The organism is Streptococcus sanguinis (genome assembly GCF_020729725.1).
Taxonomy (GTDB): Bacteria; Bacillota; Bacilli; order Lactobacillales; family Streptococcaceae; genus Streptococcus; species Streptococcus sanguinis_V.
Window position 1 is genome coordinate 59,594 of sequence record NZ_JAJEPA010000012.1, and the last position, 21,486, is coordinate 81,079.

General features: G+C 42.0%; 23 protein-coding genes and 1 tRNA gene. 21 read left to right on the forward strand and 3 right to left on the reverse strand.

Annotated features, from left to right (window positions below):
• Positions 1-43: 43 nt before the first annotated feature.
• From K4I03_RS05675 to K4I03_RS05750, 16 genes are all read left to right on the forward strand, one after another.
• Complete coding sequence (locus tag K4I03_RS05675) at positions 44-481, forward strand: PTS sugar transporter subunit IIA (RefSeq protein ID WP_002919851.1); 438 nt, start codon at positions 44-46, stop codon at positions 479-481.
• 43 nt (positions 482-524) lie between these two features.
• On the forward strand, positions 525-1,019 hold the full coding sequence (locus K4I03_RS05680; protein WP_002896729.1) for a PTS system mannose/fructose/N-acetylgalactosamine-transporter subunit IIB: 495 nt from the start codon (positions 525-527) through the stop codon (positions 1,017-1,019).
• Between the two features lie 27 nt (positions 1,020-1,046).
• Entirely contained in the window at positions 1,047-1,904 is an 858-nt protein-coding gene (locus tag K4I03_RS05685; RefSeq protein WP_111676703.1) for a PTS mannose/fructose/sorbose/N-acetylgalactosamine transporter subunit IIC, read from the forward strand.
• Between the two features lies 1 nt (position 1,905).
• Positions 1,906-2,736: a PTS system mannose/fructose/sorbose family transporter subunit IID gene (locus K4I03_RS05690; protein ID WP_002923061.1), complete on the forward strand. Its 831-nt coding sequence runs from the start codon at positions 1,906-1,908 to the stop codon at positions 2,734-2,736.
• 12 nt (positions 2,737-2,748) lie between these two features.
• A complete protein-coding gene (locus K4I03_RS05695) occupies positions 2,749-3,039 on the forward strand; it encodes a hypothetical protein (protein ID WP_002914474.1) in 291 nt (96 codons plus the stop codon).
• Positions 3,040-3,242: 203 nt separating this feature from the next.
• Positions 3,243-3,524, forward strand: a complete 282-nt coding sequence (gene groES, locus K4I03_RS05700; protein ID WP_002898579.1) for a co-chaperone GroES — start codon at positions 3,243-3,245, stop codon at positions 3,522-3,524.
• A gap of 23 nt (positions 3,525-3,547) precedes the next feature.
• A complete protein-coding gene (gene groL / locus K4I03_RS05705) occupies positions 3,548-5,170 on the forward strand; it encodes a chaperonin GroEL (protein ID WP_002914472.1) in 1,623 nt (540 codons plus the stop codon).
• Between the two features lie 467 nt (positions 5,171-5,637).
• Positions 5,638-7,488 carry a Cna B-type domain-containing protein gene (locus tag K4I03_RS05710; RefSeq protein WP_227963982.1) on the forward strand — a complete coding sequence of 617 codons (1,851 nt, stop codon included), beginning with the start codon at positions 5,638-5,640 and terminating at the stop codon, positions 7,486-7,488.
• A gap of 795 nt (positions 7,489-8,283) precedes the next feature.
• Positions 8,284-8,790 carry a hypothetical protein gene (locus tag K4I03_RS05715; protein ID WP_227963983.1) on the forward strand — a complete coding sequence of 169 codons (507 nt, stop codon included), beginning with the start codon at positions 8,284-8,286 and terminating at the stop codon, positions 8,788-8,790.
• A 188-nt stretch (positions 8,791-8,978) separates the two neighbouring features.
• The gene (locus tag K4I03_RS05720; RefSeq protein ID WP_227963984.1) at positions 8,979-9,314 is read left to right on the forward strand and encodes a hypothetical protein; all 336 of its coding nucleotides are present in this window, start codon (positions 8,979-8,981) and stop codon (positions 9,312-9,314) included.
• Between the two features lie 51 nt (positions 9,315-9,365).
• Positions 9,366-9,587, forward strand: coding sequence for a hypothetical protein (locus tag K4I03_RS05725; RefSeq protein WP_227963985.1), 222 nt, complete (start codon positions 9,366-9,368; stop codon positions 9,585-9,587).
• A gap of 13 nt (positions 9,588-9,600) precedes the next feature.
• Positions 9,601-10,974, forward strand: a complete 1,374-nt coding sequence (locus K4I03_RS05730) for an FtsK/SpoIIIE domain-containing protein (RefSeq protein WP_227963986.1) — start codon at positions 9,601-9,603, stop codon at positions 10,972-10,974.
• Positions 10,975-11,238: 264 nt separating this feature from the next.
• The gene (locus K4I03_RS05735) at positions 11,239-11,658 is read left to right on the forward strand and encodes a hypothetical protein (RefSeq protein WP_125375656.1); all 420 of its coding nucleotides are present in this window, start codon (positions 11,239-11,241) and stop codon (positions 11,656-11,658) included.
• Between the two features lie 4 nt (positions 11,659-11,662).
• A complete protein-coding gene (locus tag K4I03_RS05740) occupies positions 11,663-12,673 on the forward strand; it encodes a replication initiation factor domain-containing protein (protein ID WP_227963987.1) in 1,011 nt (336 codons plus the stop codon).
• Positions 12,674-12,688: 15 nt separating this feature from the next.
• Positions 12,689-12,871 carry a DUF3173 domain-containing protein gene (locus tag K4I03_RS05745; protein WP_125375658.1) on the forward strand — a complete coding sequence of 61 codons (183 nt, stop codon included), beginning with the start codon at positions 12,689-12,691 and terminating at the stop codon, positions 12,869-12,871.
• A 1-nt stretch (position 12,872) separates the two neighbouring features.
• Positions 12,873-14,000 (forward strand): site-specific integrase, encoded by a 1,128-nt coding sequence (locus K4I03_RS05750; protein ID WP_227963988.1) that lies wholly within the window; start codon positions 12,873-12,875, stop codon positions 13,998-14,000.
• 81 nt (positions 14,001-14,081) lie between these two features.
• Here K4I03_RS05750 and K4I03_RS05755 read toward each other — a convergent pair.
• Positions 14,082-14,154: transfer RNA gene (locus tag K4I03_RS05755), tRNA-Lys, on the reverse strand.
• Positions 14,155-14,419: 265 nt separating this feature from the next.
• On the reverse strand, positions 14,420-15,688 hold the full coding sequence (locus K4I03_RS05760) for a replication-associated recombination protein A (protein ID WP_227963989.1): 1,269 nt from the start codon (positions 15,686-15,688) through the stop codon (positions 14,420-14,422).
• A gap of 87 nt (positions 15,689-15,775) precedes the next feature.
• On the opposite strand from K4I03_RS05760, the gene K4I03_RS05765 reads away from it, so the two are divergent.
• From K4I03_RS05765 to K4I03_RS05785, 5 genes are all read left to right on the forward strand, one after another.
• Complete coding sequence (locus tag K4I03_RS05765; protein ID WP_227963990.1) at positions 15,776-16,246, forward strand: DUF3013 family protein; 471 nt, start codon at positions 15,776-15,778, stop codon at positions 16,244-16,246.
• 9 nt (positions 16,247-16,255) lie between these two features.
• Positions 16,256-16,708 carry an NUDIX hydrolase gene (locus tag K4I03_RS05770; RefSeq protein WP_227963991.1) on the forward strand — a complete coding sequence of 151 codons (453 nt, stop codon included), beginning with the start codon at positions 16,256-16,258 and terminating at the stop codon, positions 16,706-16,708.
• Positions 16,705-17,175, forward strand: coding sequence for a GNAT family N-acetyltransferase (locus tag K4I03_RS05775; RefSeq protein WP_227963992.1), 471 nt, complete (start codon positions 16,705-16,707; stop codon positions 17,173-17,175). The genes K4I03_RS05770 and K4I03_RS05775 overlap by 4 nt, the downstream gene beginning before the upstream one ends.
• Positions 17,176-17,319: 144 nt before the next feature.
• Positions 17,320-18,273: a 50S ribosomal protein L11 methyltransferase gene (prmA, locus tag K4I03_RS05780; RefSeq protein ID WP_321573167.1), complete on the forward strand. Its 954-nt coding sequence runs from the start codon at positions 17,320-17,322 to the stop codon at positions 18,271-18,273.
• Complete coding sequence (locus K4I03_RS05785; RefSeq protein ID WP_227963994.1) at positions 18,274-19,026, forward strand: 16S rRNA (uracil(1498)-N(3))-methyltransferase; 753 nt, start codon at positions 18,274-18,276, stop codon at positions 19,024-19,026. It abuts the gene before it with no gap.
• 43 nt (positions 19,027-19,069) lie between these two features.
• On the opposite strand, the gene K4I03_RS05790 is transcribed toward K4I03_RS05785, so the two are convergent.
• Positions 19,070-21,481, reverse strand: a complete 2,412-nt coding sequence (locus K4I03_RS05790) for a bifunctional 2',3'-cyclic-nucleotide 2'-phosphodiesterase/3'-nucleotidase (RefSeq protein ID WP_227963995.1) — start codon at positions 21,479-21,481, stop codon at positions 19,070-19,072.
• Positions 21,482-21,486 lie beyond the last annotated feature (5 nt).

The following is a 21,486-nucleotide window of genomic DNA, read 5'->3' on the forward strand; positions in this document are numbered from 1 at the left end:
CCTGACTTGGCTAAGAAGTTGAAGGATAAAGGAGGCAGGAAAGATGAAATACCTTGTACTGGTCAGCCATGGAGGACTGGCTGCAGGCGTGCAGAGTTCCTTGAAGATGTTTGCCGGAGACAAGACGGATCAGGTGATTGCGGTCGGTCTTCAGGAGGGCAAGTCAGTTGATGATTTTGCAGTTGATTTTACTCAGGCCTTGTCTGGCTTAAGCGCTGATGACAGTGTCTTAGTTCTGGCTGATATTGTAGGAGGCAGTCCTCTGACGACAGCAGCTAGCGTCTTAGCTGACATGGGTAAGCTTGACTCAGCAGTTATCTTGGGCGGTTTGAACCTGACCATGGGACTGACTGGCTTGGTTATGAAAGACATCTTGGACGGAAAAGAGCTGGCTCAGGCCATCCTTTCCGAGGCTACAGCTGCTTTGCAGGAATTTGAAGTCGTAAGCGATGCAGCTGACGAAGATGAAGATGACATTTAGTGCTTCCGCTATACATTATAAAAGATAAAAGGAGATTTTAAAGATGACAGTATCATTTGTACGGATTGACGACCGCATGATCCACGGTCAAACAGTCACTCGCTGGGCTAAGGAATACCCTTGTGATGGCCTGATTGCAGTTAATAATGCTGCGGCAGGAAACAAGGTTTTGATTCAGGCCTACAAGGGAGCTTCTGACAAGAAGACTTTTGTTTGGACCAAGGAAGCCTTCAAGGAAAAATCAGGCAAGGTCACAGAGTCAGACAGTCGCTATTTCCTCATTACAAAAAATCCCGTGGACATGAAGGAAATCCTAGTAGATCAAGGTTTTGTACCTGGGGATGTTAAGGAAATTATCGTAGGTCCTGCTAATGACCGTCCGGGAGCTGTTAAGCTGGGCAACAACCAGTCTATCACTCAGGAAGAGGCAGAAGCGATTGAGGCGATTGAAAAAGCTGGCTACAAAGTCAAATTCCAGCTCTTACCAGATGTTTCCATTGGTTACTGGAGCGATTTTAAGTCTAAATTTGGTTTTTAATTACAATAATGAAAAGGAGAGTCTATTATGACAATTTCTTGGCTGCAAGCCGCTTTACTGGGATTATTTGCATGTCTGTCATCTATGCCTGGTTTGGGTGGTACATCTATTGGTAACTATACATTAGGACGTCCCTTAGTAGGAGGTTTAATATCTGGTCTTATCTTAGGTGATATTAAGCTTGGTATTGTTTGTGGAGTTGCTATGCAATTGGTTTACATCGCTTTGGTCACTCCTGGTGGTACTGTCTCTGCTGATGTGCGAGCTGTTTCTTACATCGGGATTCCACTTGCTATGGTTGCCATTAAGACACAAGGTTTAACTTTAGATTCTGCTGATGCAGCAAATCTTGCAAAATCAATGGGAACTCTAGTAGGAACAGTTGGTACAGTACTCTTCTATGGTACAGCAACTATGAATCTGCTTTGGCAGCATATTGGTTGGAAAGCAGTAGAAAAAAAGGATTTTAAAAAGCTATATGTAGTCGATTGGGGTTTCCCTTGGATTTCACACTTGGTTTTTTCATTCCTGCCTACACTCATCATGTGTAAACTAGGTGCTGAGGCTGTAACTACTTTGAAATCAGCTCTACCGTTGGATGGAATTCCTATGAAAACTCTCTTTACAGTTGGCTCACTGCTTCCATGTGTCGGAATCGCTATCCTTTTAAAACAAATTGTTGAAAAAGCTGTTGATTTCATTCCTTTCTTTGTCGGTTTTACATTGGCAGCTTCTCTGGGTCTGAATCTTGTTTCTTGTGCTGTTGTTTCTCTGATTTTCGCTGTTCTGTTTTATGAAATTCAAATGGCTAAAAATATAAGAGCGCAAGCTACTGCGGGAACAAATGCAGATTTTATTGAAGACGATGATGAGGAGGATATTTAAGATGGTGAAATTAACGAGAAAAACTTTAGGCAAATCTTTCCATCATTGGTACTATGGGAATCTAACCTGTTTTTCACAAGAACACATGCAGACCTTTGGTTATTTAGCTTCTATGTTGCCAGTGGTGGAGGAGCTTTATAAGGATAAAGAAGAGCAGGCAAAGGCTATGCAAACTTATACTGCTTTCTTTAATACAGAACCTCAGCTGGGAGCTTTGATTGTTGGGATTACAGCTGGTCTTGAAGAAGCACGTGCCAATGGTGCTGATGGAGTTGATGATGAAACTATAAATGGACTGCGGGCTGGTCTTATGGGACCGGTTGCAGGTATTGGAGATTCCCTTATTGTTGGTACTTTGATTCCGATTATTCTAGGGATTGCTCTAGGACTCTCTAATGGAGGTTCACCTCTAGGTGCAATCTTCTACATCGTAGTATGGAATTTACTTGCCTATGCAGGTATGAAATTTGCCTATTTCAAAGGTTATGAATTAGGTGATAAGGCAGTTGAATTTTTGGTAGGTCCTCAAGGACAGGCTATCCGTAAATCAGTATCTATCGTTGGTGGAATGGTTATCGGAGCAGTTGCTGCTACTTGGGTTCCAGTAAAAACGGCTTTCCAATTGAAAGATTCATCTGGTAAAGCATTTTTGGTCATGCAAGATCAGTTAGATGGTGTCTACCCTGGCCTCTTGACAGCACTCTTTATCGTTTTCTGTTGGTGGCTGATGGCGAAGAAAAACTTTTCTCCAATCAAAGTTATGCTCATTCTCGTTGTAGTTGCTTTTGTTGGTGTATTAGTTGGTTTCTTCAACCCAGGATTGAAATATTAAAAGGAGAAGATCATGACAGAACAAGAATTGATTCAAGGCTATGAAACAGAAATTCACTACCAGAAGCATATGATTGAAAATCTAGGACGCTGGTTCAGTCTCTTCTTTGCCATTGCCAGCATCGGTCTTGTTCTGATCTATCTCTTTCATGAGACCAATCTCCTAGCACTGATTGCAGGAATCGTTTTATCTCTACTAGGGATCTTAGCCATGCTCGTATTTGGCTATGGTATCTATAGAGGACGCCTAAATCTGCAAAAAGTGATTGATGATTTTGAAGCAAAACTAAAACTTGCAAGATAGACATTCCCCCTAAAGACAAGTCTGAGAGGATTTTAGCTCGGACTTGTTTTTTTGAGTTTAGGACCAAGCGAAGAAAAAATAAAATTTTTCTTTCATCTAGCCGGTTTTTTTCTTGACTATTTCTGACCAAGTGATAAAATAATAACTATAGATTAGCACTCGATAGTTCAGAGTGCTAAAAATTCAATCTTTGGAGGAAAACTATGTTAAAACCATTAGGAGACCGTGTGGTCTTAAAAGTAGAAGAAAAAGAGCAGAAAGTCGGCGGATTTGTCATTGCAGGCAATGGCCAAGCAGCGACTAAGACAGCAGAAGTTGTCGCAGTCGGACAAGGTATTCGTACTTTGAACGGTGAGCTGGTAGCCCTGAGCGTTAAGGAAGGGGACAAGGTTCTCGTAGAAAATCACGCAGGCGTGGAAGTCAAGGACGGAGATGAAGCTTATCTCTTAGTCAGTGAAGCCAATATTCTAGCAGTTGTCGAGTAAGATTAGAAGAGAGGAATGATAAAATGGCAAAAGATATTAAATTTTCAGCAGATGCAAGAAGCAGTATGGTTCGTGGAGTTGACATCTTGGCGAATACTGTCAAGGTGACTTTGGGCCCTAAAGGCCGCAATGTCGTTTTGGAAAAATCCTTTGGTTCACCTCTTATCACCAATGACGGTGTGACCATTGCTAAGGAAATCGAACTGGAAGACCATTTTGAAAATATGGGCGCTAAGTTGGTGTCAGAAGTAGCTTCAAAAACCAACGATATCGCTGGTGACGGAACAACAACAGCAACAGTTTTGACGCAGGCTATTGTCCGTGAAGGGATTAAAAATGTTACAGCTGGTGCTAATCCAATCGGTATCCGCCGCGGGATTGAAGCAGCCGTTGCGACAGCTGTTGAAGCTCTGAAATCTAACTCAGTGCCAGTTTCCAACAAGGAAGCTATTGCTCAGGTTGCTGCCGTTTCTTCTCGCAGCGAGAAAGTCGGCGAGTACATCTCAGAAGCTATGGAGAAAGTTGGAAATGACGGCGTTATTACCATCGAAGAGTCCAAAGGAATGGAAACGGAACTGGATGTAGTTGAGGGAATGCAGTTTGACCGTGGCTACTTGTCTCAGTATATGGTAACCGACAATGAAAAAATGGTAGCTGAACTGGACAATCCTTACATCTTGATTACTGACAAGAAAATTTCTAATATTCAAGAGATTCTGCCATTATTGGAAAACATCTTGAAAACCAATCGTCCGCTCTTGATTGTCGCAGATGATGTGGACGGAGAAGCTCTGCCAACGCTGGTTCTTAACAAGATTCGCGGGACCTTTAATGTCGTAGCTGTTAAGGCACCAGGCTTTGGTGATCGTCGTAAGGCTATGTTGGAAGATATCGCTATCTTGACAGGCGGTACAGTGATTACAGATGATCTTGGCTTAGAGCTCAAGGATGCTACGATTGAAGCGCTTGGACAAGCTTCTAAAGTCACTGTTGATAAGGACAGCACTGTGATTGTAGAAGGTTCAGGCAATCCTGAAGCCATTGCTAACCGTGTGGCAGTTATTAAGTCACAGATTGAAAGCAGCACTTCTGAATTTGATCGTGAAAAACTGCAAGAACGTCTGGCTAAATTGTCCGGTGGTGTAGCTGTGATTAAGGTTGGAGCTGCAACCGAAACAGAACTCAAAGAAATGAAACTCCGCATCGAAGATGCCCTTAATGCAACTCGTGCAGCGGTAGAAGAAGGAATCGTCTCAGGTGGTGGTACTGCCTATATCAACGTACTGGACGCTGTCGCAGGTCTTGAGTTGGCAGGGGATGAAGGGACTGGTCGTAACATCGTTCTCCGCGCCTTGGAAGAGCCTGTCCGTCAAATCGCTCTGAATGCAGGCTTTGAAGGTTCAATCGTCATTGACCGTCTGAAAAACTCTGAAGTTGGTACAGGCTTCAATGCAGCGACTGGCGAGTGGGTTAACATGATTGAGGCTGGCATCATTGACCCAGTTAAGGTGACTCGTTCAGCCTTGCAAAATGCCGCTTCTGTTGCCAGCCTTATCTTGACAACCGAAGCAGTAGTAGCTAATCAACCAGAACCAGCTAGCCCAGCTCCAGCTATGGATCCAGGCATGATGGGCGGTATGATGTAGAAAATAACGGGATTATATATTTCTATAAATTAGATATAATCTTTATCTTACATTTATCAATTAGAAAACTGAGCAGATTTGTTCAGTTTTTTTTATTGTGACTAGTTATGTAGCAAGCCTTAATAATTATGCTTGTTTTTAAAAACAAATTTATTTATATGAATATTTGTGGTCATATAATTCATATTTGTTCATTTATTATGCATCCAAATATTACATTTTTGTTTCAAAAAAATACAAGAAGATGACGGAGGAAACGGTTTTCAATTCTTATATGACAAGGTTTTTGGAGAAATAAACTGGTTTACACATTGTCGACAAAAGCTGAACTGGTAAAGGTAAATAGTTGACTTATAGTCAATCGTATGCTAGTCTAATATATGTAGTATATTGGAAATGTAAAGGAATTTTAATATTTTTACATGTTCGATAAAAAGGAAAAAAGGAAAAAAACGGAGGGATTATTTATGAAAAGAATATCTCATACTATTGCGCGCTTTTTCTCAGTAGCCTTTGTGCTCCTCTTTAGCCTGTTTTCTAGCAGTCAATCTGCCAGAGCTAACACGGTAGACGATGTTATCACGTCAGTAAATGTTTACAATCAAAAGGGTGAAGAATTGACTGATGGCCTCTCCCCTTGGGAAAAATTCCAAATTGACGCAAACTTTGCCTTCAATTATGGTAAGGTTCAGCCAGGAGATACTACGACCATTGGACTTCCTGCTGAATTTGCCTTGGAGGGAGCTGATTTTGAAGTCAAAGATGATGACGGCAATCTCGTAGCGACAGCTGTTGTTGATGCAAGCTCTAAACAGCTTACACTGACTTATACAGACTATGTCCTGACTCGCTCTCATATTGAAGGGAAAGTTCATCTTTTAGCTCGCGTTGATCATACAGTAGCCAGAGATAAAGGCTCTATTCCTCTGAAACTTATCGTTGGCAAGAAGATTGTTGAATATGGAAAAATTGACTACAAAGGTCTTCCTGGCCAAGCAACTCCTTATACTTTCATAAAATACGGCTGGAATAATGCGGATAATATCAAGAGCATTACTTACAGCCTGAATATCAACCAACAAAATCAAGAACTGGATAATGTTGTTATTTCAGATACTCTGGGCTTTAATACCGGAGAAATTGATCTCAACAGCTTCCAAATTCTTAAAGGTTCATGGGTTGTTGACCCGGCTGATAACTCTTACCGACTAAGTCAGCAACGCGAGGATGTGACAGCAAATTATACGATTAATCTTGCTGCTGACAAGCGTTCCTTTACCATTAACATGGGGCATATCGGTGCCAATGAAGGCTTCTATGTTCGCTATCGTGTCAACTTCCCTACAGTTCCGACTGATGGAACAGTCTTCCCGAATGAAGCAATCATGCGAGCAGATAATATTGAAGAGCAAAAATCTTCGGTTGCTGTCCGCTACCAACATGCAAACGGCTATGCGCATGGGGATGTCTACGGTGTGCAGGTGACTAAAAAAGACGAAGCCGGTAAAGCCCTAGCAGGTGCTGAATTCACATTGTATGATGAAGATGGTGTGACAATTGTTCAAAAAGCAACTAGCGATGCTAACGGGATTGCTTCTTTCAGCAACTTGATTAAGGAGCATTATCTGATTAAGGAAACCAAGGCACCAGAAGGTTACCAACTGTCAGATGAAGAGATTCAGGTTAATGCCGCTCAGCTCAAGAATTATGGTTCTGGTATTATTTACAAAGATTTTACCAACCGTAAGGCATTGATTACCGCTTCAGGTACCAAGACTTGGAATGATGACAATGATAAAGATGGCAAACGTCCAGACAAGATTACCGTTCGTCTCTACGCAAATGGCACTGAAGTCGCTCATAAAGAAGTTGGTCCGAATGATAAGGGTGAATGGAAGTATGAGTTCACTGACTTGCCAGCGACTGGTGAAGATGGAAAAGATATTGTCTACTCAGTTACTGAAGACCGTATTTATGGTTATACAGCTACTGTTGATGGTATGAACATTACCAATACACCAGTTCCAGGAGTTCCGCAACCGCCGAAACCTAGCTCGGACAATAGCTCTAAGAGCAGCTCTAGTTCAAGCAGTTCAAGTAGCTCAAGCAGCACGACTTCTAGCTCAAGCAGTACTACAGGGAGTACTGTTGTGATCATCGAATCAGACGATGGTGCTGGCGGAGGAAATGCCTCTAATGTTGGAACCAAGAAAGTTCTCCCTAAAGCGGGTGAGAATGCTAGCTGGATCATGATTGCTGCTGGAGTAGCTCTAGTAGGCTTGGTAGGCTTCGTTGTCTTCCGTGCGAAGAAGAAATAAATTTCATCTCTGTTCCCTTAAGGGACAGAGATTTTTTACTCCAAACTCGGATTAGCTGTAGCCATTTTTTAGAAAGCAAGAAAATGCTTTTTTTACAATCAGTCACTATCTTGTATTCTTTTGTTAATCAAGACTGTGATGTTCCGTAATATAGTTGTTTTAAAATAAAAAGCAACTAAGATGTTTCCTAGAACAAATTAGTTGCTCAGAACTACGGGGAAAGCCGCTTGGATATGCAAGCGTGAGGCACATCAAAACTTGATATGTATAATCTTTCTTAATTCCTAAACCAAAAAAATTATAAGACATCCTTAGGAATATGCTCGGTGTGTAACCATCTTTATCAGGTTTTCGTCAAACATATTTTGCTTCAGTCTTCTCTCGTAGTTTTTTCTATGCGATGCCCCTCCTTTTCTTGTGTCTAAAGGAAGGGGATTTTTTTGTGGAAAATCTACTTTGAATTTAAGGAGATGATTGAGTTGAAAAAAGCGAAATTAAATAAACAAAAAAGCCTTATAAACCAAGGCTTTTTCTTCTCTATTTCTATGCCCCCTGCAAGTATATTAGAATATATAGTACTCAACGATTATTGATTTTCTGTTCTTTTCATGCTTTATAAGTAGGTATATGAGTTTGTGAACAGTATAATGCACGGCAAATTCACGGCAAAAATTAGATAATGGGGTTTAATGTTTGAGGTCGATTTAAATTTTTTTGAGATTTTTGCTTGCGTTTCTGTATTTCATATGATAGAATTAAAGTGTAAGATACGATAGAACAAAGAAAGGAGAGGAAATGAGTCGAGAATATAAAACGGTTCGAGTTGCTCACGAAACAAAATATTGGCTAAATGAACTTATTTTCTTAAAGGAAGAACAGCTAAAAAGTGAAAAGAGTTCTCTAATAGATAAGTATGAGTCAATATTGAAAGAATATGAAGATTTTTCTCAGGGATATTCTCCTACCTTGTCTATTATGGTATCCAGTGGAAGTGTCTTAGAGGCTGCCTATTATTTTGTAAAAAAGAAAGATGATAGACAGGAGATTGAGTGGTCTCAAGTCTTTGCAGAAATAGCAAGCCAAAAAGTAGATTATTCACAAGAAGTTGGGACGATTACTCCGAGATTCTATCTGTTTAGTGATGTGTTACAAGGTTTAGAGGATTATAGGTATAAATTGAAGCCAGACTCTATGCAGAGGGTAATCAATTTAAATTACGTCATCAAAATTTTTATATATCTTTATTATCGTTCGAAGATGGAAGAGATTGAATTATTTAAGGCAAAACGAAGTAATAAATAATAGGGATGAGTTTCATCTTTATTATTTACCAATAAAGTTCTATGGTGCTATACACTTTATTTTTTAGGTTGTAAGTTCTATGGAGTTTTACACAAAAAAACAAAGGAGGAAAAGATGAGCGCAAGATCCTCACCATGTAAGATATAATTGCAAAACCAAACTATATTTAATTTAAAAGGAGAAATACTATGTCAAACACAAGTTATACAAACTATCCTAGTCATGTTCGGAGTTCCGTTGAGGAAATGAATCAAGTCTTTGATACCCCTGCAAAACGCAAATTTGTTGCAAATAAAGCACGGCTTAACTTATCGGATAAGACTAAATCTGACGTTTATAGCGAAGCATACGCCTATTTGCTAAGGTCATCAAATGTAAATACACGCATTGAAGATGGATATACGCAAAAGATAGTTGCATTTTTCCGTGAAGCTCAAAAAAGGTACTTTAATGGTTCTTCTATGTTAGATGATTTCATTAAGTATAATGGGAAATTACCACATCATTTTAGCAGTTATAACTAATCTTATGGGGAGGACTTCCCTCCCCTCTGTTAATAAAAAAGGAGACATATAATGAATAAGCAATATTACTTCTGGGTGAGTAGCACGTTCATATTATTGGCTATCATATCAGTATTTGCTGGATTTACGGCAAAAGGCATTGACTTTACTGCCTTCACTCCCTGGCTTTCAATCAAATGCGCCTTTGCACTTTCCTTAATGGTATTATTTATCCAACTTCCAGCAATCATCATAATGTTCATTGACAAAAAGCGTTCAAAAAATCTTGAGTAAGCGAGGTGTTTGTATGAATATCTTTAATCGCTTTTCTTTGTGGAATAAACAGAGAGTAAGAAATCTTAGACCGATATTATATCTTCCCTTTAGGTATGGTAAAAAGGTTTCTATTTATTTCTATGTTATTTTTGGAATACTTACGATTAGTATTATAGCTAATTTTCAAACAAATTTAGCTAATACATTTGTTGCTATTATCTTTTTAGGTATTACTATATTTGTTTTTAGATTTTGGAGACGGAGGCAAAAGAAGTATTTTAGTGGTATCGAATATGCTTTAAATTATATGGTGGTTTCTAATGGCTTCTTTGAAAGTAAAGTAGTCAACGGTAAAGAAAAAATTATGAACCATATCAGTCTTCAGTATCAAGAGAATACAGAAGATATTCGAGTTGCTTGTATGAAACATGGGGGTAAGTACGATGCAAAAGCTAATCAACTTGGCTCACTTCTTTCCAGTGCTTTATCTTTAGAGTTGGAAGAAATGGTTGAATATACTAATTCTGTGATGTATATTTTTCCTAAATTTGCTGAAAAGAGATTGAATTGGAAAGATACCCTTCAAACTGAGAAGTTAACTATCTCAGAAAAAGTTGGTTGGAAGTTTGGCTCTCCTCCACATGTTCTCTTAGCGGGTTCAACCAAATCGGGAAAAACAGTGATGATAGAGAATCTTGTAGCTCAATACTTGCATTTAGGGTCTGAAATTAGGTTACTAGACCCCAAAAAAGGAGAACTCTCTTGGCTTGTCGGTAAAAAGTTAGAGGCTAGGTTAGGCTATAAAGTAGTTTATAATTCTCCCTTTCAAATTGCTGGTGCTTTGAGAGAGGCTGTTGAGGAAATGAATAGACGATTTCAGGTCATGGCAGACAATCCAGACACCTATATTTCCAAAGGGAAAGTCTTATCTTGGTCTGATGTTAAGGGGAACTATCCTCTTGTTATCGTGCTTGATGAGGGGATTGCTTTCAAAACAGAGGCAGAAACGACTAAAGAAGGGAAACAAGCCTATCAAGAAGCAATGTCGAACCTTGGAAGTCTATTAGTAAAATCTCGCCAAGCCTCTATCGAAGTTATAGTAGGTCTGCAGAGAGCCTCAAGTGACTTCATTCCGACGTATATGAGGCAAAACTTTGGTACAGCACTCTTATTAGGTTCGACTACTGCTGATTCAGATTCGTGTCGCATGATGTTTTCAAGTCAAGATATTGATTACAAGACTTGTGATATTGGAACAGGATATATTCAAATTGACGGAGTTATTCCTACTCCTAAATATGTTGAAGTTCCATTCAAGTCTGATGAACTAGATTTTGAGAAATATTTTGATAAGGCTTGCGATTTTTATTGGAGTATGAGAAACAATGACGGTCTTTCGGACTAGCGAAATAGGAACGATTGCCCAGGGGGCAGAATCGAGCGGAGCGTTCCTCTTTTCGCTAGGGAGAAAGATCCCACCGACTGCTTTGCAGGAGGTCAGAAACATATCCCCAGTACTAATAGGGGGTGGACACATACATGAGATGTACTCTAAACCCTTGGTAAGTAAGGGGTTACGGCTTGTCAGTTGTACTAAGTGGTCGCAAACCCTTGAGAGAGTGAGGATAAGATGTGTTTTCATGTAGGATACGGTTTTAAAGGAGAAAATATGGTTTACAATATGACAGATGTAAATATTAAAATTGGTACGCTTGATTTAGATAAAGCTCAGTTTGATATTCCTAAAAAGGTTGTTCTTTTATCAGCAAAGATAAATTATAAATACAATGAAATCAATGGTGAGAAAGTTAAGACCGAAGAAATATCTAAAATTACCTGTACCGTACTTGATGCGGATAAAGTAAAAGTGTTGACTGAAATGGGAATTTCTACTGATGATTTAAAGGCAATTACCTTAGAACTTATTGGAAATTTAGATAAGATTTCTAAACTTGCTCAAAATGAGTCTTTGTTGAACGTTCCTGTTGAATTGATTCAACCTAAAGTTAGATTGGCTTGGAATATGGTAAGAAGTAACTGGGCAGGTGTAAAGATTGTGTGTGAGGATATTAAAGTTCTAGGAGAATAATCCTATGAATACAGTCAGAATTGATTATTTTGCAGTAACTATTAAGAATGTTCTCCCAGAAAGAGTTTTGACTGATATTCTTCTGATTCCCTTGGAAGATTTCACATTGAATAATTGGGGAATCAATAAATATCAGCGACACTATTCTTGTTCAGAAATTAAAGTATATTTTAATGATGATAGGCTTTCAATGGGAGTATTTATTGAATTAAAGGGGCAAGGTTGTCGTCAATACGAAGAATTTTTAGACGGTAATGAGAATAATTGGATTGCTTTAATAAGTCGCTTATATCAGTACACTGTGAATTTTACTCGATTAGATATTGCTCACGATATATTTGACGGTAGCTTAGATGTTCAAAGGATATATGATTACTGTAAAAAAGGATTGTGCATTTCTAAAGCGAAACACTTTGAATATCATGAAAAATCTATTTTAGAAAATGGCGAACGAGTTGGAGAAACTGTTGCCATAGGTTCACGAGGCAATCAACAATGGTGTATCTATAATAAACGCATGGAGCAGCTTGGCAAGCAAGAGGTTGTAGAATCTCCGTCTTGGATTCGTGCAGAACTTAGATGTTGGCAGGAAAAGGCGAATCTTATTGCGGAGCAGTTGTTTCTAAAGCGTCCTTTATCATCTATCTATTTTGAGGCTGTCAACGGTCATTATCGTTTTATCCGTCCTAATGAGACAGATAGCAACCGTTGGAGAAGAAAAAAGGTTAAGTGGTGGATAGATTATCTAAAGACCGAAAATCAGACAGTTTTGAGCGTTGTAAGGACTAAACCCACACTACGTCAATCAGAGGCTTGGACGGAGAAACAAGTAGCTAAAACGTTGGCAAAAGTGTATATAGCAAAGTATCAAGCCTATGATGTTGAAAAAGCTGAATCCTATATTCAAGGCTTACTAAAAGAAGGCTTATCAAAGCTGACTGATAATGATGAGAAAGACATAGAGCAATATATTCGAGAGCAAAAAAGTTCTTCCTTGTGGGGAATTGACAGATAGAAAGGAAGTAGTATTATGACTGATACAGTATCAAATAAAGATTTGATAGCTATGGGATACAAACCTACAACGGCAAATGCAATTATTCATCAAGCTAGGGAAACACTGGTTTCTCGTGGTTATAAATTTTACGAGCGAAAGCGACTCATGGTTGTTCCAAAATCTGTAGTTTCGGAATTATTAGGAATGGACTTGTAATATGGCTTATATAGAGTATAAACAACGTGGGAAAAAGCGTTTATGGTCATATTCGATTCGAGAGAGAAGTAGAACTTTGCAGCATAAAAGTGGCTTTAAAACGAAGCGCGAGGCAAAGATAGAGGCTGAAAAAGTGCTACATAAACTGAATATGGGCAGTGTATTGAGGACGAATATGACATTACCAGAGCTCTATCAAGAGTGGCTAGATTTGAAGATATTGCCAAGCAGTAGAAGTGATGTTACTAAAGCTAAATATATCATGAGAAAGAATGTCATCGTTAGGTTATTTGGTGATAAACCTGTTTCAAAAATTAAGCCCAGTGAATACCAGAAAATTATGAATGATTACGGTAAAAAGGTTTCTAGAAATTTTCTGGGGCGTCTTAATTCAAGTATACGGGCAAGTATTCAGATGGCTATTGCTGATAAAGTTGTTATTGAAGATTTTACTGCTTATGTCGAGTTATTTTCAAGCAAAAGCGGACAGGCAGTAGATGAGAAGTATCTGCATACAGAGTATGATTATCAAAAAGTGCTAACTTATTTACGAGAAAAATTTGATTATGACAGATCTATTGTTCCTTACATCATCTATTTCTTGTTTAAAACGGGTATGAGATTTGCAGAGTTGATTGCTTTGACTTGGAATGATATAGACGAAGTAAACGTACAGGTGAAAACTTATCGTAGATATAATACGTCAATACATAAGTTTACTCCTCCCAAAAATAAGACTTCAGTAAGAATAGTGCCCATTACTCCAGATATGCTTGATTTGTTATATAGTCTAAAAAAACTACAGGCTCAAGCAAATAAGTCATTGAACATTGTAAATAAAGATAGTCTAGTTTTTCAACATTATGGGTATGCTCATGCTGTGCCAGATATAGCGACAGTGAACAAAGCTATTAAGGTTATGCTGATGGAGCTTGATATTTTTCCCATCATTACCACTAAAGGAGCTAGACATACTTACGGTAGTTATTTATGGCATAATAATATTGATTTGGGAGTGATTGCTAAGATTTTAGGTCACAAAGATATTTCAATGCTGGTAGAAGTATATGGTCATACATTGGAGGAAAAGATAAGCGAGGAATTTATGGCTGTAAAATGTTTGTTGTAAATTCACGACAAATTACACGGCAAATATTATCAAGACAAACAAAAAAGCCTTGTAAATCAAGGCTTTTTTGTTTTATTTAGATGCCCCCTGCAGGGATCGAACCTGCGACCCACGGATTAAGAGTCCGCTGCTCTGCCAGCTGAGCTAAGGAGGCAATAGAAAAAGCTGTATTGGTGCCGGACCTTCACGATTTGTATTGAACCCGCGCAATTAAGCAGGTGGGCAACTCGCTCTAACTGAAGCTGCTTCCGCGTGACACGGCTTGCATGCTGTTAGAAGTCTTTTGTTTCCCTAATAATACAAAAAATAGTCGGTCAACACTTAAGTGTGAAGTCGTACACCACAGCGTTTCTATAATTATGATACCATAAATTTTGAAAAATTCAAGAGAAAAATGTGATTTTTTGCAAACGATGTCATCATTTTTTTAAGTCATCAATCTTATCCTTAGTCATTCCAAGGGCTCGCTCGTATTTGCCATTCTCATTAGGAGTGAAATAATTGGCGTCTTTGATTTTGTCAGGTAGATAGTCCTGCTTGACCCAATTGCCAGGATAGGAGTGAGGATAAAGATAGTCCTGTGCGTTGCCCAGTTCCTTGCTGCCGGCATAGTGGCCGTCTCGTAAGTGGCGGGGAATGGGTAGGTTTCCATTCTTCCGTAGGTCGGCTAGGGCCTTGTCCATGGCTAGATAGGCTGAGTTGGACTTAGGCGATAGTGCTAAATCTATAACAATATTGGCAATGAGGATGCGAGCTTCAGGAAAGCCGATCCGTTGAGCTGCTTCCAGAGCTGTAACCGTATGGACTTGAGCGTCAGGATTTGCCAGGCCGATATCCTCGTAAGCAATAACGGTCAATCGTCGAGCTAGGCTAGGTAGGTCTCCAGCCTCAATGAGACGAGCTGCATAGTGGAGGCTGGCATTGACATCGGAGCCGCGGATGGACTTCTGCAGGGCAGAGAGGACATCGTAATGGCCGTCCCCGTCCTTATCCATGGTGATGTAGCTCTTTTGCAGGCTGTTTTCCATGACATCGAGCGTGATGTGGCGAATGCCCTTGCTATCTTTTGGGGTAGAGAGTACGGCTAGGTCCAGCGAGTTATAGGCGGAGCGCAGGTCTCCGTTGGTAGAGATGGCAATGAAGGCCAAAGCTTCATCGTCTAGCTCCACTGGGAAATCAAATCCTCGTTCCTTATCCGTCAAGGCTAGCTGAATGGCTGTCCGGATGTCGTCGTTGCTGAGGGGTTCAAGCTCAAATATCTGAACCCGGCTTCTGATAGCAGGGGTGACAGAAAAGAAAGGATTTTCTGTCGTCGCCCCAATCATGATGACTAGACCGCTTTCTAATAGCGGTAGAAGAAAGTCTTGCTTGGTCTTGTCCAAACGGTGAATCTCGTCAAGTAGGAGCACCAGTCCGCCGGAAAATTTAGCTTCCTCGGCGATTTCTTGCAGGCGCTTCTTGCTATCTACGGTGGCATTAAAGGTCCGGAAAGCATATTTAGTTGTGCCGGCGATAGCCGAGGCGATAGAGGTTTTGCCAATGCCGGGTGGCCCGTAGAGAATCATCGAGGACAGGCGGTTGGCTTCAACCATGCGACGGATGATTTTTCCAGGTCCGACCAGATGTTGCTGGCCGATAATCTGATCGATGTCGGTCGGCCGCATGCGCAGGGAGAGGTTTTCTGGCATAAGATTTCCTTTCTGCAAGTGTTTTTCTTGGCTTTTTGTGTTACTATTGTAGATAGTAATATTTTATCACAATGAAAAGAGGAAATCATGGCTAAGTACGGTTTTTTGGAGATATTGGACGAGGAAATGGGGAAGAGCTTTCCTTTTGACTATGAGATAAACTGGGACAAGAAGAATCACGCAGTGGAGGTTTCCTTTCTCCTTGAGGTGCAAAATCCAGGTGGGATTGAGACGGTTGATGCTGAGGGAAATGCCTCGGCTGAGGATATTTACTTTGAGGAAGCCGTGCTTTTCTATAATCCAACCAAGTCTCGTTTTGAGGCAAAGGACTATCTGGCAGCCCTACCCTATGAGCCGAAGAAAGGGCTGTCACGGGAGTTTCTGGCTTATTTCGTGGATTTCCTAACCCAAACGGCTGAGTCTGGCCTCGATGCACTCATGGACTTCTTAGCAGACCCAGAGGCGGCAGAGTTTGAGATTGCTTGGAATGCAGAGGCTTTTGAAAATGGCAGAGCTAACCTGGCTGAGACGGACTTTTATCCTTATCCGAGGTACTAGGAGGCGCTTATGGTGGATGCAGAAGGGCTAGATTTACTGCACAAACAGCTGGAATTTTCTGGTTGCAAGATTGCCTTACTCTGTGAAGATAGGCTACTGACTATCTTGCGAGACGATATTTCAACCATCCCTTGGCCCAATATGTGGGAGTTGCCGGGCGGTGGCCGCGAGGGTGAGGAGACACCTTTTGAATGCGTCCAAAGAGAGATTTTTGAAGAACTTGGTTTGAAGCTTGAAGAAGCTGCCATTGTCTGGGCTAAGGAATATCAAGGAATGCTTGATCCAGAAGAAACTTCTATTTTTATGGTGGGAACCATCACTCAGGAAGATTTTGCCAGTATTGCCTTTGGCGATGAGGGGCAGGCTTATCAAATGATGGATGTGAGCCAGTTTTTATCTGATGACAAGGTTATTCCGCAGCTGCAGAGCAGGTTGAGCGATTATTTGGAGGTGCGATCATGATTTATATTGAGCGGGCAGGAGCTGAGGATTTAGAGACCATTATTGCTATTCAGCGAGCGAGTTTTAAGGCCGTTTATGAGAAATATCAGGATCAATACGACCCCTATCTGGAGGAGCGTGAGCGGATTCGCTGGAAACTGGTTGAGCGGCCCAATAGTTTTTATTATTTTGTCAAAGACGGCGAGAAGATTCTGGGCTTTATTCGATTGAATACAAATGACGAACAGACAGCAGGCTGGATTGGAACAGTAGCGATTTTGCCACAGTATCAGAACAAAGGATATGGTTCTGAGGGGCTCGGTCTGATTGAGGAGGCATTCTCCACCATTAGGCAATGGGATTTGTGTACGGTTTTCCAAGATAAAGGCATGGTCGCTTTTTATGAGAAAAACGGCTATCATCAGACCCATATTGAGCCCGAAAAAGAAGGCATGGATATGGTTTACATGACGAAGACAATGAAATAAACAAAGAAAGGATTGTTCAGTTAAATTTCTAAACTGAACCCGCCCTAAACACTGTGTCAAAAAAGATAAAGTTCTCTTATACGCAAGCGTCGTCAGAGAATTTCCTATTTTGGCTTTGTGTTTTACGGGCTTGGTATTTTAATGATGGATACTTGGCAGGAATTAACGATTGAAGTGAAGCGTGAGGCGGAGGAGGCGGCCTCGAATATTCTGATTGAACTGGGCAGTCAGGGTGTGGCTATCGATGACAGCGCAGATTATCTGGGGCAGGTTGACCACTATGGTGAGCTTTTTCCAGAAGTTGAGCAGAGCGAGCGTGTCAGGATTACCGGCTACTACCCGGATTCTGTGGATATAGAGGCTGTTGCGGCCCAGGCCAATGAGCGACTGGCTGAGCTGGATGGCTTCGGCTTGGAGACGGGAGATATTCAGTTCACTCGGCAGGAACTGGCTGAGGAAGACTGGGCGGACAACTGGAAGAAGTACTTTGAGCCGGCTCGGATCACCCACGACTTGACTATTGTGCCGTCCTGGACGGAGTATGAAGCGACAGCTGGTGAGAAGATTATCAAGCTGGATCCTGGCATGGCCTTTGGTACGGGCACTCACCCGACGACCAAGATGAGCCTCTTTGCGCTGGAGCAGGTCTTGCGAGGCGGAGAAACTGTGCTGGATGTGGGTACAGGCAGTGGCGTCCTCTCCATTGCCAGCTCTCTCTTAGGTGCTAAGGACATCTACGCCTATGATTTAGACGAGGTGGCAGTACGCGTGGCCCAGGAAAATATTGAGCTCAATCCAGGTATGGAGAACATTCATGTGGCGCCAGGTGATCTTCTCCGAGGCGTAGAAATCAAGGTGGATGTCGTTGTTGCCAATATCTTGGCCGATATTCTTGTCCATCTGACTGAGGATGCCTACCGTCTGGTCAAGGATGAGGGCTATCTGATTATGAGTGGGATTATTTCTGAGAAGTGGGAAATGGTGCGCGAGTCAGCAGAAACAGCAGGATTTTTCCTGGAAACGCATATGATTCAGGGTGAATGGAATGCCTGTGTCTTTAAGAAAACGCAGGACATTTCAGGCGTGATAGGTGGTTAGATGCAGCAGTATTTTATAAAAGGAAGTCCTCAGTCTCCTCTGGTGGTCACGGATAAGGACACGGCCAAACACATGTTTTCAGTCATGCGGCTCAAAGAGGGCGACCAAGTCACACTGGTCTTTGATGATGGCGTGAAACGGCTGGCTCGGGTATTGGATCCCAACCAGCAGAGCTTGGAAATCTTGGAGGAGCTGGCAGACAATACAGAGTTGCCGGTTCAAGTGACCATTGCTTCGGGTTTTCCCAAAGGGGATAAGTTGGAATTTATCACTCAAAAGGCAACGGAGCTAGGAGCTAGTGCTCTCTGGGCCTTTCCGGCGGACTGGTCGGTGGCCAAGTGGGATGGAAAAAAGTTGGCTAAAAAGAGTGAAAAGCTAGAGAAAATTGCTCAGGGAGCAGCAGAGCAGAGTAAGCGCAATCTGATTCCTGAGGTTCGGCTCTTTGATAAAAAGGCAGACTTTCTGGCGGCCTTGGCAGGCTTTGACCGCATCATCGTAGCCTATGAAGAATCGGCCAAAGAAGGAGAATCTGCAGCTCTAGTCCGAGCTCTGTCGAGCTTGGCAACCGGAGCAAAAGTTCTCTTTATCTTCGGACCGGAGGGCGGTCTATCGCCAGATGAAATAGCAGTTTTTCGCCAAGCAGGTGCTGTATCAGCAGGTCTAGGCCCACGTATCCTGCGTGCTGAAACCGCTCCACTCTATGCCTTGACCGCAGTCAGTGTTTTGTTGGAATTGAGCAATGACAGTCTTTAAAAAGCAAAATCAGCAGCCATTTTGTCTGCTGATTTTTTAATTATTATTGTCTTTCTCGTTTTTTGAAGGCGAAGATTCCTGCAAGTCCGGTCATGACAAGTCCCAAGAGTCCGAGCGAGGACGTCTTTTCTCCGGTTACTGGGAGGCTTTCTGCTCCTGCCTGTCTGTGGGACGCTTGCTTGTTCGTGCTAGGGTCAACAGCAGTCAAGACAGGGAAGTCTACTTTGCTATGCTGCAGGTTGGCTGCTTCGACAGCGATAGTAGGAGAGCTTGGTTGCTCAATAGGAACCGGTTCAGTTTTCGGTGCGACGTAGACGAATTTGTATTCGCCGAATCCTTCTTGGGCAGAAGCTGCTAGATAGACAATGTCTCCGTCTGTACCAATCAAGTTCTTGGCCTTATCAGCTGTCAGGAAGCGCAGGTCCAGTCCCTTGATGGTATCAGCGAAATGCCAGTTCTGATCTGCACTTGGATTGATGTTTTTGACAGCCAAGATATAGTTGATGATAGCTTGGCGGTTTTCCAGATTGAGGAGACGATTGAGGCTGGCTTCTCGAACACCAGGGAAGTTACCGTTAGACCGGTAGTTGTTGGTCACGACGATAAATTCCTGATTTGGGTCAATCTCCTTGCCTTGATATTTTAGATTACGGACCCGACTGGCATTTGGGTTGGCCAGTTTGCCTTCGCGGTCGTATTTGTTCGGCTGGGTGATGTCAAACTCATAGGTAACACCGTCAATAACATCAAAGTTATAAGTCCGGTAGTCAGTATTGACCAGATTTTGCGGTTGGTTATTATTTGGGTCAATGGTGTTGAACTGACCGGCTGACATTTCCAACCATTCTTTGAGTTGGGCACCGTTAACCTTGAGGATAGCAGTCACATTATCGTAGAGATAGAGGTCTGCTACGTTCTTGATGGCAATAGGACCAGCTGGAATGTCTGTGTAGGCCGTTGCATCCCCACGAGTTCCTGCCTTGAAAGGAGCTGCTGCAGATAGGATAGGAAGATTGGCTTCAGGCGTGCCAGCCAGCTCTTGCTTAGCATACCAAAGCTGAGCATTATTGACGATTTGCACAGATGGATCGTCTTTGACCAGAGAGAAGTAACTTGTAATGGGTGCAGTCGTAGTACCGACTTGCTGGCGGACATAGTTGATAGTCCCTTGGTGGGATTCTTTGGCAATGTCAATGACGCGCTGATCTGCTACATTAGACTTGGTATCTACCTTGCGGATAGAGCCCTTGCTGTCAGTGACTTTCCATTTGCCATTGGTATAGTTTAGCTTGAGGTCAATGACGCCCAGATGGTCGCCATATTTTCCAGCCATGGTTACTGGAGTGCCGTTGATTTTCCCGTTGATACCGTCTACACCAGGATATTTTTCGTAGAATCCAGTTCCATTTCCGCTTGGAAATTCTGCGTGGGAGTGGCCCGTTACAACAGCATCCACACCTGGCAGGCTGGCGATTTGATAACCTTCATTTTCCTCGCCTTTTTCATACTTGTCATCTCCGATACCAGAGTGAGAAAGCACCAAAGTGATGTCTGCACCAGCCTTGCGCATCTCAGGAATGATATCTCGAATAGCCTCAACAGAATCGCGAACAACCACTTTTCCTTCTAGGTTTGCCTTATCCCAGTTTAGAATCTGTGGCGGTACAATCCCAGTCACACCAATCTTGACGGTCGTCAAGCGGCCCTGAGTATCTGTAAAGGTCTTTTCGATGATTTTGTAAGGCTGATAGATGAATTTACCAGTCGCTGGATCCAGCACATTTGCATTGACAATAGGCAGGCCAGCTGTCTCAATCACGTGGTTCAGATAGTCCAGACCATAGTTAAACTCATGGTTCCCTAGCGTACCAGCTTCGAAGCCCAGAGCTTGTAAGGCAGCGTACATAGGGTGCTGTTCGCCCTTCTCCACAGGATCTACAATTGCCTTATAGGTTCCCAGCGGCGTTCCTTGGATGGTATCGCCATTGTCGACCAAGAGGACGTTTGGATTTTCTTTCTTGGCCTTCTCGATCAGCACGGCTGTTTTAGCCAGTCCCAAAGTCTCCACCGGCTTGTCCTGATAGTAGTCGTAGTTGACCAAGTTGGTATGGAGGTCGGTCGTTGCCAAGATACGAAGGTCGACAGTCTGTCCCTCCACGGGTTTAGTATCCTCAGTAGCTGCTACATTGCGAGCCATAGCCATCAGAGCATCGATATTTCCACCAGCATTTTCTGGGGAAATAGCAGAGCTAGGCTCCGTGCTCTCTGGTGTCGCAGTAGCTTCAGTAGAACTTGCAGCAGTCGTTGGTTTTGCTTCCGCTGCGCTGCTTTCTACTGCAGCAGGATTGGCAGTGACTGCTGGAGTATTCTCATCAGCTTGAACAGCATTTACAGCTGCCGCAAGAGCCGCTGCGCTCAAAAGCACAACCGTTTTTTGAAGGGATGATTTAGACATAATAT

Coding starts and splice junctions, on each gene's coding strand:
- K4I03_RS05685 (WP_111676703.1), top strand. CDS start 1,047: ATGACAATTTCTTGGCTGCAAGCCGCTTTACTGGGATTATTTGCATGT.
- K4I03_RS05730 (WP_227963986.1), top strand. CDS start 9,601: ATGAATATCTTTAATCGCTTTTCTTTGTGGAATAAACAGAGAGTAAGA.
- K4I03_RS05760 (WP_227963989.1), bottom strand. CDS start 15,688: ATGCCAGAAAACCTCTCCCTGCGCATGCGGCCGACCGACATCGATCAG.
- K4I03_RS05690 (WP_002923061.1), top strand. CDS start 1,906: ATGGTGAAATTAACGAGAAAAACTTTAGGCAAATCTTTCCATCATTGG.
- groL (WP_002914472.1), top strand. CDS start 3,548: ATGGCAAAAGATATTAAATTTTCAGCAGATGCAAGAAGCAGTATGGTT.
- K4I03_RS05740 (WP_227963987.1), top strand. CDS start 11,663: ATGAATACAGTCAGAATTGATTATTTTGCAGTAACTATTAAGAATGTT.
- K4I03_RS05750 (WP_227963988.1), top strand. CDS start 12,873: ATGGCTTATATAGAGTATAAACAACGTGGGAAAAAGCGTTTATGGTCA.
- K4I03_RS05715 (WP_227963983.1), top strand. CDS start 8,284: ATGAGTCGAGAATATAAAACGGTTCGAGTTGCTCACGAAACAAAATAT.
- K4I03_RS05765 (WP_227963990.1), top strand. CDS start 15,776: ATGGCTAAGTACGGTTTTTTGGAGATATTGGACGAGGAAATGGGGAAG.
- K4I03_RS05770 (WP_227963991.1), top strand. CDS start 16,256: ATGGTGGATGCAGAAGGGCTAGATTTACTGCACAAACAGCTGGAATTT.
- K4I03_RS05720 (WP_227963984.1), top strand. CDS start 8,979: ATGTCAAACACAAGTTATACAAACTATCCTAGTCATGTTCGGAGTTCC.
- K4I03_RS05735 (WP_125375656.1), top strand. CDS start 11,239: ATGGTTTACAATATGACAGATGTAAATATTAAAATTGGTACGCTTGAT.
- K4I03_RS05680 (WP_002896729.1), top strand. CDS start 525: ATGACAGTATCATTTGTACGGATTGACGACCGCATGATCCACGGTCAA.
- K4I03_RS05710 (WP_227963982.1), top strand. CDS start 5,638: ATGAAAAGAATATCTCATACTATTGCGCGCTTTTTCTCAGTAGCCTTT.
- prmA (WP_321573167.1), top strand. CDS start 17,320: ATGGATACTTGGCAGGAATTAACGATTGAAGTGAAGCGTGAGGCGGAG.
- K4I03_RS05790 (WP_227963995.1), bottom strand. CDS start 21,481: ATGTCTAAATCATCCCTTCAAAAAACGGTTGTGCTTTTGAGCGCAGCG.
- K4I03_RS05785 (WP_227963994.1), top strand. CDS start 18,274: ATGCAGCAGTATTTTATAAAAGGAAGTCCTCAGTCTCCTCTGGTGGTC.
- K4I03_RS05695 (WP_002914474.1), top strand. CDS start 2,749: ATGACAGAACAAGAATTGATTCAAGGCTATGAAACAGAAATTCACTAC.
- K4I03_RS05745 (WP_125375658.1), top strand. CDS start 12,689: ATGACTGATACAGTATCAAATAAAGATTTGATAGCTATGGGATACAAA.
- groES (WP_002898579.1), top strand. CDS start 3,243: ATGTTAAAACCATTAGGAGACCGTGTGGTCTTAAAAGTAGAAGAAAAA.
- K4I03_RS05725 (WP_227963985.1), top strand. CDS start 9,366: ATGAATAAGCAATATTACTTCTGGGTGAGTAGCACGTTCATATTATTG.
- K4I03_RS05775 (WP_227963992.1), top strand. CDS start 16,705: ATGATTTATATTGAGCGGGCAGGAGCTGAGGATTTAGAGACCATTATT.
- K4I03_RS05675 (WP_002919851.1), top strand. CDS start 44: ATGAAATACCTTGTACTGGTCAGCCATGGAGGACTGGCTGCAGGCGTG.